Origin of the sequence: Trichocoleus sp. FACHB-40, from assembly GCF_014695915.1 — a bacterium.
Classification (GTDB): Bacteria; Cyanobacteriota; Cyanobacteriia; order Cyanobacteriales; family FACHB-T130; genus Funiculus; species Funiculus sociatus.
The window spans coordinates 1-14,666 of sequence record NZ_JACJPF010000105.1; the positions used below are offsets into that span (position 1 = coordinate 1).

General features: G+C 45.0%; 10 protein-coding genes, 1 tRNA gene and 1 pseudogene. 4 read left to right on the top strand and 8 right to left on the bottom strand.

What is annotated here, in order from left to right; genetic code table 11:
• Positions 1-286: 286 nt before the first annotated feature.
• Positions 287-977: pseudogene (locus tag H6F63_RS31195) on the top strand (IS5 family transposase); the annotation flags it as partial.
• Between the two features lie 976 nt (positions 978-1,953).
• Here the strand turns inward: H6F63_RS31195 and H6F63_RS25540 are convergent.
• From H6F63_RS25540 to H6F63_RS25575, 8 genes are all read right to left on the bottom strand, one after another.
• The gene (locus tag H6F63_RS25540; protein WP_190640125.1) at positions 1,954-2,577 is read right to left on the bottom strand and encodes a YdcF family protein; all 624 of its coding nucleotides are present in this window, start codon (positions 2,575-2,577) and stop codon (positions 1,954-1,956) included.
• A 135-nt stretch (positions 2,578-2,712) separates the two neighbouring features.
• A tRNA-Arg gene (locus H6F63_RS25545) sits at positions 2,713-2,786 on the bottom strand.
• A gap of 48 nt (positions 2,787-2,834) precedes the next feature.
• Positions 2,835-3,908, bottom strand: coding sequence for a tocopherol cyclase family protein (locus H6F63_RS25550; RefSeq protein WP_190640126.1), 1,074 nt, complete (start codon positions 3,906-3,908; stop codon positions 2,835-2,837).
• Between the two features lie 112 nt (positions 3,909-4,020).
• Positions 4,021-6,390 (bottom strand): single-stranded-DNA-specific exonuclease RecJ, encoded by a 2,370-nt coding sequence (gene recJ, locus H6F63_RS25555; RefSeq protein WP_190640127.1) that lies wholly within the window; start codon positions 6,388-6,390, stop codon positions 4,021-4,023.
• Between the two features lie 258 nt (positions 6,391-6,648).
• Positions 6,649-9,240: a sigma 54-interacting transcriptional regulator gene (locus H6F63_RS25560; RefSeq protein WP_190640128.1), complete on the bottom strand. Its 2,592-nt coding sequence runs from the start codon at positions 9,238-9,240 to the stop codon at positions 6,649-6,651.
• Between the two features lie 276 nt (positions 9,241-9,516).
• Positions 9,517-10,188 (bottom strand): GNAT family N-acetyltransferase, encoded by a 672-nt coding sequence (locus H6F63_RS25565; protein ID WP_199298279.1) that lies wholly within the window; start codon positions 10,186-10,188, stop codon positions 9,517-9,519.
• A 22-nt stretch (positions 10,189-10,210) separates the two neighbouring features.
• Positions 10,211-11,026, bottom strand: a complete 816-nt coding sequence (locus H6F63_RS25570) for a PD-(D/E)XK nuclease family protein (protein ID WP_190640129.1) — start codon at positions 11,024-11,026, stop codon at positions 10,211-10,213.
• An 80-nt stretch (positions 11,027-11,106) separates the two neighbouring features.
• Positions 11,107-11,697: a PAP/fibrillin family protein gene (locus H6F63_RS25575; RefSeq protein ID WP_190640150.1), complete on the bottom strand. Its 591-nt coding sequence runs from the start codon at positions 11,695-11,697 to the stop codon at positions 11,107-11,109.
• 196 nt (positions 11,698-11,893) lie between these two features.
• On the opposite strand from H6F63_RS25575, the gene H6F63_RS25580 reads away from it, so the two are divergent.
• The 3 genes from H6F63_RS25580 (at position 11,894) to H6F63_RS25590 (ending at position 14,284) form a co-directional block, all read left to right on the top strand.
• On the top strand, positions 11,894-12,145 hold the full coding sequence (locus H6F63_RS25580) for a DUF3134 domain-containing protein (RefSeq protein ID WP_190423764.1): 252 nt from the start codon (positions 11,894-11,896) through the stop codon (positions 12,143-12,145).
• A 100-nt stretch (positions 12,146-12,245) separates the two neighbouring features.
• On the top strand, positions 12,246-13,358 hold the full coding sequence (gene mraY, locus H6F63_RS25585; protein WP_190640130.1) for a phospho-N-acetylmuramoyl-pentapeptide-transferase: 1,113 nt from the start codon (positions 12,246-12,248) through the stop codon (positions 13,356-13,358).
• Positions 13,359-13,597: 239 nt separating this feature from the next.
• Positions 13,598-14,284, top strand: coding sequence for a response regulator transcription factor (locus H6F63_RS25590; RefSeq protein WP_190423761.1), 687 nt, complete (start codon positions 13,598-13,600; stop codon positions 14,282-14,284).
• Positions 14,285-14,666: the final 382 nt, after the last annotated feature.

The following is a 14,666-nucleotide window of genomic DNA, read 5'->3' on the forward strand; positions in this document are numbered from 1 at the left end:
TTCTCCCCTAATCCGATTTTCTTTGACGAGGTTATTGTGTTACTCTGGCTTTCAAACTATTATTTTTTCTAGGTTCTCTTCGCTCGCTTGAGTCTCGCTTTCGCTCGTCTCTCTCGACCGCTTTATTAATGTAGCAACTCTCTCCCCAATGTGTCAACTGTTTGGGAAAATTTCTTTTTGGATTTAGGTAGTTGGTTGAGGAAGTACCCATTACCAAGGCTAGGGCGTGTCATTAATTAGGTAAAGTAGAATTGATAAATCTGGAGATGAACAAACAACAATCACAATGACGACTCGACGTTATGCCCTGCGCGATGACCAGTGGGAACGGATCAAAGACTTAGTTCCCGGACGCGACAGTTACGTGGGCGTGACGGTAAAAGATAATCCGTTGTTTATTGAAGCTGTGTTGTACCGTTACCGGCCAGGAATTCCTTGGCGAGACTTACCAGAACGCTTTAACGATTTCCGTGTCGTTCATACTCATTTCAGTCGATGGGCAAAGAGTAGGGTATGGGAACGGGTATTTCATCACTTAACGGAGGATACTGACAACGAATAGCCCGGAATGGACTCCACGATTGTGCGGGCACACCAGCACCGTGCGGGAGCAAAGGGGGGAGCCTGAGCAAGAAGCGATGGGGCGCAGCAAAGGGAGGCTGAGCACCAAAATTCATGCTGTCGTCGATGCCTTGGGTAAACCCTTGAGCTTTTACCTCACGTCTGGACAAGCCAGTGACTTGGAAGGAGCCGACCACCTACTGCCTACTGTGGTTGCTGACACAGTACTAGGGGACAAGGGGTACGATGCTTCGGAGCGAGTCATTGAGCCGCTTCAAGCTCAAGGAAAAACGGCAGTGATTGCGCCCAGGCGCAATCGCAAGCAGCCACGGGAGTATGACAAAGTCTTGTAGAAAGCCCGTCATTTGATTGAAAACTTTTTTGTCAAACTCAAGCAATATCGAGCGATTGCCACCTGTTAAAAAAGCCCAGCTTCTTTCAGCCTCTGGTATTCAAGCAATAGTGCTGTAGCCCTCCCATGCGAGCAATCGGAACATTTCCTTTTTCCAGATGTGCAGCAATAGTCAATTGTCCGCTCTTGAAGGGTTACTGGGGGGAGCCGAGGACAGATGGTATGGTTTCCAGCAATTAAATAAAACCTGCTTATCTGAAGAAATTTGCTCTACATACAATCGCACCCATCTTTGACGCTGGGATTTAGTGTCTTAACAATGCCTCGTAAACACGTGACCACTTTGTCAAAACACTGGACACAGTGAAAAAATCTGCAAAGCTGTAAGCGTTGCGGGTAAGCTTTCCAGTATCGGTTAGTTCAAAGGTGAACTGAAAGCGGTCTATAGAGGTGTTTGTAGGCAGCTTGACTAAAGGCTTTGAGTTTGGCTAGAAGTTTCATAACGGTTGTTGAGATTTGGTAGTGCTTATCTCATGTTTCACGGAATCCGTCTATATTATTTGCAGCCTGCCCTTCCAACACTTCTATATCAGGAAGCCACGTAAGCGCTGCTGAGCTACCTCGCCCTTAGTCTAAACTCCCGTTGGTTCGCATTGGATAAAAAAATAAATTGTGGGACTTTATATAGGTAAGCGTAATAGAAAAGGGACTAGATAATTGTGGAATCTCTGGCATCAGTTTATCGTAAATGTGTTGTTATACAGATTCTTGAACGGGTTATGAAAAATTTATTCCTATCAAACGGCATATTGCCGTAGGCGAACCAATCATATTGAAAGGTTTAATAATACAAGGCATCACAATACGTCAAAGATTTTTTTTTGTAAGGGTACGAGAACTTTGTCTTTTTCTAAAGAGTTAGAAAACTATATCGGAGATAGGGGGTATTTTAGCCATCATTATTAATGCCTCTCTAGTGGTGTAAAAATTTTTCACTACATATTTACAATTACTAATAATTTCAATGAGAATTGCTGGGATTAGGGAGGGGTTCTATACGACTTACTTAGGGTAGCGCCTGTATATCCGGTAGTCACCCAGAGAATAGCTCTGGCTCCATCGCGGATTGATTTCTCAATCGGCTCAGATGGGTTCCCTGTTTCCACTACTACAGGCTTAATCGCAATTCCCCGACTGCCTAAAACAATCTCTCCAATTACCCTGGCGCGGCGCATATGGTAGTCAGAGGTAATTAAATAGATGCTAGAGATCCCTTTAGCTTCCATTTCGTCAACCAGGGTGGTAAAGTTCGTGACCGTATCCAATGCCTTATAGTCCAAGCGTAGGCGACTAGGATCAACTCCAGCTTTGGCAAAAACTCGTTTGACGTAGGTTTTGTTGGTGCTACCTGAAGAAACCCAGATTGGTAAATCTGGGTTTTCACGAGCCAATTTAGCTGCAAACTTCTCACGTTCCAAATCTTTAGTGGAACCACCCAAAACTAATAATGCTTGGGGTTTAATGAAACTTTTTTCAACCTGCTTGTACCCAAACCAAAGCACTATAGGTAGGACTAGCAACAGCAACCGATAAGATTTACCTTTAGACTGAGAAGTCTTGGAAAATAATTTTCGTTGTCCGCTGGGAGAAATTTTCAGAATCATCAATCGAAAAAGCCGAGTTTAAAGTTTGGGCAAGTGCGCCCAATATGAAATTTCCCTATCCCAACAAGTGCGTCAAGGGTAGATGCACTTTACTGGGCGAGAAATACTATTAGAGATTAGCAGACAACGGGACAACGGGACTGGCCAGACTCGAACCGGCGACCTAGCGCTTAGGAGGCGCTCGCTCTATCCATCTGAGCTACAGCCCCAACTCTAAGCCGATCATAGCAGTTGAGCGAACCATCACTCACCTATCTTTAAGCAGACCGCCAGGTTTGTTCCCAAGAAGTACCTCCTGTTTCTAATCCACATAGAGAACTGTGTGCTTTCAGGATGGTTTTCGGTTTGCTGGCGGACAGTTCTCGCAGTTCCAGGCTAAGCTGACCGTTCATGGTATCGCGACAACAGAAAACTAAACCGTTTTCTGTGGGCGCACGCAGGGGAGTTCCGGGGCGATCGCTAGTTCCGGTGAGTTCAATTTCAAAATGCTCATTTCTCGCTTGCATCTGCCAACTGCCCCAAGGCTGTATATTCCAGTTTACCTTTGAGTTCCAGGGTACAAACTCGTAGAATTTTCCGCGATAATGCAAACCGATCATCGCTACAGATTCCATCCACCACAACACCCCGCGTCTACCGCCACCAGCAGTTAAGGCGATAGGTTCATTGTCAAAGCTATTACAATTCACCCAAAACCATTTTTGCGGAAAAGCGCGTCCCCAGTTTTTTTCGCTGTAAGCTGGCGCGTTGGTAAAATCGTAGCGATCGCCATTCCACTCAATCCAGCCTGTTGCTAAACCGTGAGCCATCAATATCTGCCATCCCGGTTCAAAAATCGGGAAAGAAGACAACCATCCGGCTGTTGATTGCTGTGGTTGATTTTGATTTCCCCAACCGTACACTGGCTGAATCTGATATTCCCACCGTGCGGATGCACCCGTACCGGGATCTTGCAAAAAGCCCTGATTTAAGGTTGCTGTAGCTTGATAACCTTCTTGGACATAATGCTGAAATTGATCAAAGGGGAGGTAGGCGGGTTTGGTGGACAAATTGGTTTTTCCCCAGTGTCCCAAGGCTAAAACGTCCCGTGATGCCCAGAACTTGTTGACATCTGGGAAGGTGCGGCAAAGATAGCTATCCTCTGGGCCGAGAATTTGTGCTGCACCGCCACTTTGCGGTTTGCCGCCAATGGGATCGTCAATTGAATACATGAAAGCGAAGGTATGACCGCAATCTGGTAAGGTAACGCGATAATACCAACCTTCAAAAAATCGCTGGCTGCTGCCGTTCCAATGATATCCACTGTGGGGCGTTTGGAGAGAATTTTGCATCAATTGAATCTGTTGATGGTTTATATTGGTGATTATTGGTTAGTAGTAATGAACAATTGAGGATTCACGGACAGGGGTCTGGGCTGTCCTACCAACTAATAATCAACTATTTTTAACTGATTGCATTTTGAGTAGCCATCGCTCGAATGGCGGACAAGGGAACTTGATAAAAGTATTTTTGGCGAAACTGTTCTTCTTGGACAGCTGCGATAAATTGCTCGATGGCATTCTTGGCAAGACTGGGGGAAGATTCTTCTGGATGGAAACTAATCTGAAAATTCCAGTCTAGTTGTTTGACAAAAAAACCAAGATGAGATAGAGCATCAAGTCCCAGTTGGAGAGTGCGATCGCTTATTCCTAGCTTCTGAGATATTTGGTCATCGCTTGCTGTTTCTCCTGTACGGCTGAGGTATTTGGCAATCCCTACAAGTTGTAGCCAAATTTGGTCGGGTGGAATTGGTTCAGGGGGGTGATATGCGATCGCCAGTTTCCGATTTGTCTGTTGGGCGCGTCTGAACCACACTTGCAACTCATCCCAACTGCTGGGACACTCTCTAACTGGTAGGACTGACGAGTGCAAACTTACAGGCGAGGCATCTGTGCTACAAATTAAGGATTCCTCACGACAATCTAAAATCCAGTCTAGTTGGCTAGTAGTGCCTAGCGAGTGTGTTTGGGCAAGACTACGCACCGCAATCATTCGCACTTCATAATGGGGTTTTATTCCTTTACTAGGATTTTCATAACTATTGAAATCGAGTTCAACAATTGCATCGCATCTACCTTTAGGTAAATCTTCTTTATAGTGTCCCCACCAAATACCCTCAAAACCAGTTTCGCAGGAATCATCGCAAATTTTAAACTTAGTTTTAATGTATTGAACTTTTCTACCCTTGAAGTCCTGAGTATTGGTATTCCACATACTCTCAAACCAGCAATTTTGAATCAGCAATTTTGGAACTGGGTTGCCCATACCGCAGGGTTCCAGCAATTTTAATTCGCGAAACAAATCTTTTCCTAATTCGCGCACCGTACAAACTAAATCTGCCTGTACAATTGGCGGTAAAGGAGTGCCGTCTGGGGTGCCAACAGTGGCGCGTAATTGCTGATTAATTGCTTCTGTAAATAGAGGAATTTTCTGGACTGGGAGACTCAATCCAGCAGCGAAGGGATGACCGCCAAATCGATGTAATAAGTGTGCTTGTGCGTTTACTAACTGGTAGAGATCAACTTGATTAACAGAACGTGCAGAACCGCGTGCGATCGCATTTTCGCTCAAATCGCCTTCTGTACTCAACAAAACAGTCGGACGACCAGTTTCTTGCGCCACTTGTCCCGCTACCAAGCCCAAAACGCCTACAGCCCACTGGGGGTCGCAAAGAACAATTACGCTAGTTGTGGATAAATCAAGTTGGGCTAACTTTTTGTTAACATCAAAAGCGACATCTTTTTGCAAAGCTTTGCGGCGACAATTAGCTAATTCTGTCTCTGTTGCTAACTGCTGAGTGCGTTTTTCATCGCGGCTTGTCAGCAACTCTACACAGAAAGAAGCATCGCCTTGAATGCGACTCACAGCGTTAATTCTAGGGCCAAGACCGAAAGAAATGTCAGTTGGGCGATCGCCACTTTTTTGACATAATTCTAACAGACGCGCTACACCAGGACGATTGCGTTTTTTGAGTTGCTGTTGCAGGCGTTCAATTCCTCGCTGTGCTAGGTAGCGACAATCACCGCTAAGTTGTACTAAATCGGCAATTAAACCAATTGCAACTAAATCCAACAAATCATCTAAAGGTTGTTGAGGAACATCTGGCAAAGTTTCATAAAGTGCTTCCACTAACTTGTAAGCAACTGCAACACCAGAAAGATGAAACATCGGATGTTCTGGTGGTAAATACCGGGGATTGATAATTGCTTTTACATCTGGACGTTCTGTAGGTAGCGTGTGATGATCGGTGACAATAATATCAATACCCAATTTTTGGGCATACTCAATTTCACTGATATTAGTGCTACCTGTGTCGCAAGTAACAATCAGCTTTGTTCCACTTTCGGCAAGTGCTTTAATTCCATTATTATTAAGTCCATGAGACTCGGTTAACCGATTGGGAATATAATAATTTAGTTGTAGATACTGAGCAAAAAACTTTCCTAATCCATCCCATAAAATAGAAGTAGATGTAATACCATCAGCATCAAAATCTCCCCAAATAGCAACTTTTTCACCAGAGTTTCGGGCTTCCAGTAATCTTTCTATTGCCCACCGCATTTCCTGCCCAAATTCAAATGGACTTGCAGGTTGATACAGATTTGGGTTCAAATAACCTGCTAACTGAGTTGTATCTCTAATTCCCCGTTGCCATAACAATTGAGCAGCATAATGTCCTGGTAATCCAGATGCGTAATGCTTAACTTCTTCAATAAACACCTCTGGTGGTTGAATATTTGGCTGTACTTGCCATTCGAGTTGTTGCTGTGACATTTTTCTTAAAATACCCTCATCGACCATTACCAATTTTATATTTTAGCGACTTAAACTATCAGTTGTTACTGAGATAAATGGCTAAATTGAATAGAGTTATTTTACAACCCTAATTAATTTTAGTGCCATGACTGCCTCAATTTCCACAGATAGCCCAACAAACCTCACAACAACTTTGCCTCAGTACAGAAGACTAGAGAAAAAGCGCGATCGCACTCATCCGATCTGTTAAGGCGGCGAAGGGGTTTAGGTAAAATTTTATTGCACGATAATCATCCAGAGGGAGACGAAAAGCGCGATCGCGCTCAAATGTTGGGCTAAAAGCGATCGCATCTGCTGTCTGGCAATTTTCTGAGTTAATAGCATCGTTAACAGCAGCGAGAAAATCAGCGTCGTTCCCTGCAAAAACTCTATCACAGCGGGATGAGCCACCAACACGGGCAACCCTTCACCACTTAGCCCAAAAGTCGCCATAGTTAGCGGTAAAATGCGTCCAGCTTCACCCAAACCTAGCTGCAAATAGTGAGATAAATTTGCCCCCAAAACTAGCGGCAAATACCCATAAGCTAACTCTACAAACGAGCGAGGTTTGAGAGAACCCTTAAAAAGCCAGATTCCACCGTAAGCTAAAAAAGGCACAGTAGCAGGAATAATCAAAGCGAAAATCGATAATCCGAAATGTTGCCAAAATTGCGTTAAATCTAAATTCAGCCCTAAAATTGATTGCAACTCTGGCAATCGATGCAAATAAACTCCTCCTAATAGCAACAGTAACAATGCCACTTCATAAGCGTGGGGTGTATGACTTGTCCATAACTCAATTCCCGGCGGACGCAAATTTAGTTCAACTGAACGGTGCGGACAAGCTTTAAGACACGTCATGCACAATACGCAGTCTTTGTTATCTTCCAATTGGGCGGGATGAGAGTAAACCGGACAGCCGCCAGTTTCCAAACCTTCTCCTTTTTGCGGGCCGCCTTTGTAACATTGATAGGTAGTGCATTCTGCTGAACAAGTGCCTTGCTGCGCCCTTAATTCTATCATTGAAAGTTTAGCAAATAGCCCGTTCATTCCGCCAATCGGACACAGATACCGACACCAAAACCGCCGTTCAAAAATTGCTGAGAAAATCATCGCTCCGGCGGTAATTAATAACAGCAAACAAGCAGAAAGATAAGCGGTATCTTCTAAATTCCAAAGTTCTTCCCAGAGATAAATTAGGACAAACAGCCCAAATAGAAACCATCCGCCCCACTTTTCGGCTGACTGCCGGGGCCAACGTTTCAACTGACGCGGAAATAGCCAGAGGGAAAGCTTCTGGGTAATTTCCCCGTAAATCATAAAAGGACAAAAAGCACACCAAAGCCTTCCGACAAAGGGAAAACCTATTAGTATCAAAGGCCACCACCACGCCCAGAATAAGTTTAGAGTCACATTTTCCGAACGACTCTGCGGGCCAAAAAATAATAGTCCAACGACGATGGCAAAAAAGCCGGAGGTGAAGCCGTAGTTAATTCTATCCGGCCACCAAGAACTTCTGAGAAACCGCCGCAAAGCGGGATAGGCATTTAAAAGATTAACGCGAAATTGCTTTTTCTTACTTTCAACTGACCAAAAAACTTCTTCGGTTAACTCTTTAGTGCCGGGAGACTGGACGATGGCTCGTTCTACGAGACTTTGCAGTTCTCTGAGGTTGCCGGGGAAATCATACGCCTGTAAACGGCGCAAAGCTTCTGGAGTGACTGTGGGTTTGGGAATGCCTTTTGCCCGACAGAAGAGGCTAATGTAGTATTCTACCTGAGCTTCGATGTCAGCTTTTCGCACTCGTAGCGGCGGCACTTTTATTAAATGACCTACTTGGCGCTCAATTGTGGGTAAGTGTTTTTCCGCAATCATAATGATGCGGGCTTGACAAATGAGCGCTTCGGCTTTGGGGCTGAGTGAGGAATTTTCTTTCCTACTTTTGTGTTCCTGTCCCGCAGGCATCTTGTCTGCGCTACGCTGCTGGGAACTTTCAACGGGGTTGTAGATGTTGGTTTCTAAAAGTTGCGCTAGTTTGGGCGTGAGTTCTGGGGGCAGTTCTTGGATATTGTTGAGTATTAGGGTGCCTGTCCCTAGTGATTCGATTAGCCCTGGTTTACCGCCGACGCGCCCAAATAGTTCTGCACCGCTAGCTTGTAGGGTACTACAGTCTACTTTAATTACAGGTTCGCGTCGGTTTGGACAACTAAAGTGAATCAGGGCGGCGGTATTGTCTTTTTCTAACCCTGGTTCTCCGAAAATTAGGGCTGGACGGCGATCGCGATCTGCCTGTTTAATTTGTTCTCGGAGCCTGGTAGCATAGCGACTTTTCCCCACAATACCGCGTTTGGCTCTAGCTACTAGGTAGGGACGCAAGGCTATTTGACGTTCTTGTTCGTAGCTTAGCTGGGAAGATAGCTTCGCCAGTTCTTGCGCCATTTGTTGGGAGAACGCCTGGGAAATTTCCGGATATTTAGCGACTAATTCCTGAAATTGGGCGGCGGGAAGCAACCAGAGTTGGCATTCGCTCAAAGTCTTGACAGTGCGCTGCGCCTGCTGGTCTAATAGCAATTCCTGTAGGTGTATGGCGGCTCCAGGGAGGAAACTAATTCCCCAGGCTGAACCGATTTGCTCTTTGCGATCGCCTTCTAGCTGCCCTTGTCTTAAAATATAGAGTCCTTCCGGGGGGGTGTCCTCTACTACCAGGTTCGTCTGTGCTGGTACAATTTTCTCTTCCAGAACTTGCGCGATCGCATTTAATATCGGTGCGGACAGTACGCCCAGTGCGGTGCGTTCTTGTAGCCATGTCACCGTATCTTGTGATGTCATGGTTGCCTTTTAAAATAATTTTCGCTTTACATTCTAGCTGTATTCTATAAAGATTATTAATTTAAATACCCGATCACCGGGACAAAATTAACTGAGATGATAGAGCCTATTAATTTCTGGGTTCCCTTAGCCCTGTTGGGTTTGATTATCTTAGCTGCGATTTTCTTTAGTCGCCTCAGCAGCTAGTACGTTCACCCTGAAGGGTGGCGCTACGCAAACAAAACCTGCCAAGGCGGACTTTGTACGCGAAAGCCGCGACTTTAGTCGTCCGGCTTTCTATTCAGCTGGTAATCTACCGGGATGTTCCCCAGTCGGCGGCGGGGTTTCTGTCACCATTACCTTAGTTGCAGCTTCGCTGGCAATTCCCTGGGGTTGCGTTGAAGGACGACGACGCGATCGCTTATATGCAGCCCTCTCAGCTTTTTCGCGTTCGTAGGAAATCAGTCTCCCATAATACTCGTGCTTGCTCAAGTTCATCGACAAGAAAATGTGCTGTCGAGTATTGCCAAAACCTTTGCGTCCAAAGAATTTTACAGCTGGAGTATTAGCAGGATCGGTGTCAACCAGCATGAACCGCACTCCATCTTCAATCATCCTTTCTATCAGCTTGTCAACCAGCTTATCTCCTACACCCCGGCGCTGAAAATTCGGGCTAACTCCTAGCCAAATAATATATCCATAAGTCCAGGTTGCTTTGCTAATAACCGTTCCCAAAATGAATCCTGCTAGTTGTTCATCAATTTCGGCAACCAGACAGTATTCTGGATCGGTGTTGTATAGTCCAATCACCTCCCATTCGTCCCAAGTTCTGTATAAATAGGGGTACAAATCGCTAGTAAAAACAGATTCTCCCAAGTGGTAAACGGGAGCCAGATCGTCGATTTCTAGATTGCGGACATATACAGAAGAGTGATTAGAAAATGCCTGATCATTTTTCTCGTCCATCATAACTTTTGAAATTCTTTGTCCTTTACAGAGAAACTTCCTGAATATTAGCGATATTTAGCAGCAAATCTCTATTAATCGGATTTTCTTCGTCAGCGCGAAGCTGCGATGCGATCGCGTCCCGGTCGCATCGCACCGCAAAATTACAGTCACCGCAACGATTAGCAGATTCTGGAACTTGCGGAAAGTCAACCCCATCCCGGTAGCGTTCCAGCCATTCTGTTAGCTGCGTCAACAGGTGTTTTAAATCTTTTTCCGTTTGCTCGTGCTTTCTGGCGTTGTATTGTATCTTAATGCTCTTTGGCTCAGGTTGAGACTGAACAAACCAGTAAGTCATAGAAACTTGTTCAACCAAATAATCGCTTGTTTCTGTCAAAACATAGAGATAAAGACGTGTTTGCCAATCTCCTTCTAACCATTGTCGCTTTTTCGGTTGAAGATGAGTTTTCCAATCAAAAATCTGAGCATTTTCTACATCTTCAACTAATAAATCATAGATAACAGTTAGCAAATATCCCTGAAAATTCAGTGTCCGACAATGTTCGCTTTGACGAAATGTCGAGTTTGTTTTCAAAAGTTCTGGTGCTGCATTCAACAACGCATTCACCCAGCGTTGTAGTTGCGCGTCTTCCTGCACCAGGGATTCTACTGGCAACCCAAGTTCTCGCTGCTGCATCAACAAGTGAAACCGACTACCCCAAGTCAATCTTTCTTGTTGTTCTGGATGGGTGGGAGAACTTAGTTTGTCTAAGTAGATGTGTTGAAATCTTCTTGGACAAGTTTCTAATAAATTCAGTTGTCCTTGAGATAGTCTTAACAAGGTTTCTTGATTTAATTGCATTTTTTATTTGTTGTTTGTCGTCCCTTGCCATTTTGTAGTCTCGCCTCTGATTGACTAAGAACACAGGCGAGACACCTGTACTAATTAATGACTTTTGTTAGTACAAAAACACTACCTTCATTTCCTCGGCCTATCCGCAAATCGTTGTCGAGATAAGTGATATCCAACCAACCTTTTTGATCGCGGCTTTCGATACCAAAGTCTAAGGCGAGAAAATTTTTCCCGCTTTCAATTTGCTGGATAAAATCAGAGGGTGAGTTGTAGCCGATTAAGCGCTGTAAACCGGAGATGGAACGCTCAAATTTTACTAATACGCGGCGTTCAGAAAGCGGTTCAAACCGGGCGGTAACGCTGACTATGCCTTCGAGATAGGGTAAGCCGTAAACTTCAGCAATGTTGTAAATTTTGGCTTCTTTTGCCCTAATACATTGATAGATTTGACCAAGTTTAAGCAATGGAACCTGGTCAATGTTTAATAAACTGCGACTGGTGGTATAAAGCAGCCGCCAATTGCCGTCTAGTAAGTCAGCCGCCTCAACCGGACGGGGTGTGGGATTTATGTCTTCCAATTGGGCAACGGCGGCGAGAATGGCTGCTTTGTCGGTTTCTGTCGCCAGCAGTCCGCGATTTTGAAAAGCGATCGCTTCCAGCAGTGCTGCTTTCCTCATTATGACCTTACACTTGCGTTGCGTGACACTACCATCAGCTTAGCCCTTGTTTTTCCAACCAAACTGACACCCTCGTCTTCATTTTTGATAAGTTTAGTAACGCTCACCTTGACACAAAAGGGATGATCTAGCAGCGATCGCCATTCTCCGAATGGTAAACTCAATATGTCTAGTTAGCGACCCTGGCTCTTATCCTCTTATGTCCGACCCTAAGTTTTACAATCCGTCTCTGCGCGAAGAACCGCGTCATCAACTGGCTGGTATCATTCCGCTACAACAAGAACCTTCAATTCTCGACTGGCTGGAATCAACAGGGCGGCTGTTGGCGCGTGAAGTCGTAGAAGACACATTTATGGATGACGATGAAGAAATCGCCGACCTGATGACGGTCGATGATGGTGCTTACGATGACCTAGACGATGATGATGATGTCGTCGAGGTCGAAGATTAATAGTCAGCACATAAGAATTCAGGCTTCAGGAGGCAAGAAAAACTTCTGGATTCTGAATTTAGGCTTCTGAATTTTGGTGTGAGAAGTGAACTAAAAATCTGTGGACGCTAAATTATTTTCCGATCGTTCGTTAAAGTTCTCAGGAACGAGCCTACTAGCATTGCTGGCGGTTGGGCTGAGTGTGGGAACACTGATTTTCGATTGGCAAGCAGGTTATCTGGCAGCGCTGGGCATTTCTATGACTTTGCCCCTGTGCCTGTGTGCTGTAGTAACGGCGGGATTAGGGTACTGGGCAGTACCCCTCCTGCAAGCATTGAAAACTGGTCAATTTATTCGTGAAGATGGCCCCCAAACTCATCTGAAAAAAGCAGGCACCCCAACGATGGGGGGCTTGTTTTTTGTGCCTGTGGGTGTATTTGTGGCTTTGATTTGGTCTTGCTTAACTGTAGGGGTGCAAGAGCTTGCGCCTGTAATGGCAGTATCAATTGTAACTTTAGCATATGGAACAATTGGCTGGGTTGACGATTGGCAAGTAATCAGGCTCCGCTCGAATAAAGGCATCTCGCCCCGGATGAAACTGGGTTTGCAGATTGGGGTGGGCGTGCTTTTTTGTACGTGGCTGGCTATAAGTCAACCTGCGGGAATTACAACTATCTCGTTGCCTTTCAATTTAGCTTTACCTCTGGGGCTGTTGTTCTGGCCTTTAGCGGTTTTTGTTGTGGTGGCGGAGAGTAATGCTACAAACCTCACGGATGGTTTGGATGGACTAGCGGCGGGAACGTGCGCGATCGCTCTAGTTGGACTTGGTGCTATAGTTGCCCTAACCTCGCCTAGTCTGATGATTTTCTGCGCCTGTATGAGTGGCAGTTGTCTAGGCTTTTTGGTTCACAACCGCAACAAAGCCAGCGTTTTCATGGGCGATACAGGTTCCCTGGCATTGGGAGGCGCACTCTCAGCAGTTGGGCTTCTGAGTAATAACCTCTGGGCGCTATTCATACTCAGCGGGATTTTCTTTGTGGAAGCAATTTCGGTAATTGCCCAAGTTAGCTACTACAAAGCCACCAAAGGCCCAGATGGGATCGGCAAGCGCTTGTTTAAAATGTCTCCGTTCCACAACCATCTAGAACTGAGTGGCTGGAGTGAAACGCACATTGTAGGGGTGTTCTACCTGATTAACGGTGTCTTAGCTTTGTTAGGTCTGGTGCTGCATTAAGGGCTAAGGACTAGGGGCTAGACATCACAAAACTCGTTCTTTGGGGTGATGCCTGGAGAACGAGAATTTTTTTATAAAATAAATATAAAAATAAGTATTATCATTAATGGTGTAATTTGTATAGTCTAGAAGTCCGATCAAATAGCTGTGAAAAAAGTTCGCTACATTGAAAAAATAGCGGCAAAAAAACACTAATGCCAGCAAAACTGTAAAGAAAACGTAGCGGCAAGGAAACAACAATGTCAGCACAATTATTACTGGTAGACGACGAACCTGGATTGCGCGAAGCAGTCAAAGAGTATCTGCAAGATAGTGGTTTTAAGGTTCAGGTTGCCAGTAACGCTACTGACGCATGGCAGATGTTGCAGAAGAACGTACCGGACTTAGTGATTTCGGACGTGATGATGCCCAAGGTGGATGGTTATCAGTTCCTCAAGCAGTTGCGGGAAGATCCTCGGTTTAAGAGTCTTCCAGTCGTGTTTTTGACCGCCAGAGGTATGACAAGCGATCGCATACTAGGTTATCAAGCTGGGTGCGATGCCTATCTTCCCAAACCTTTTGACCCGGAAGAATTAGAGGCAATTGTCAAAAATTTGCTGGAACGTCGCACAACAGGCGCAAACACAGCAGGCGGTGGCAACGATATTGAAGATATCAAGCTTCAGATTGCCGCCATCAGGGGAATGTTAGAAGATACCAATCGCATTGTGCAAACGCCCCCACCCATCCGCATCGACTTGACTCCTAGAGAACAGAGTGTTTTAGATTTGGTGGCGGAAGGATTGATGAATAAAGAAATTGCCCGTCGTCTGGAAACCAGCGTCCGCAACGTCGAGAAGTACGTCAGCCGCTTGTTCAGCAAAACTGGAACAAATAGCCGTACTGAGTTGGTACGGTATGCCCTGGAACACGGCTTAACTAGGTAATGAATTGTCCTTTTCTTCGTTATCCAGGCTTCCGGTCGGATAACGAGAAATTAGCCCGCGCAGGCTGGCTTTGTTAGTGTGTGGGAGCTTCTAGTCCTTCGGCATCTGGAAAACTGAGCGATCGCTATCCTTCTTATTAAGAAACCTTGCGTTAATTGAAGAAACTTGTCCTTTTCTCATTGAGCCCTTAAGGTTACTGATATCTTTATTAAACAGATTCGTAATTTAAAAGAGAAAAAAATGAAAGTTTCACAATCTTCTAACCACTTGGGTCAATCAGTTTCTCTGGCTATCCTTTTGGTGATGATGAGCGTTAGCGTCACCGTTCTGATGCTGATGCAAAGTAGCAATTTTTAATAATAATTTTTCATTATTCCTGATT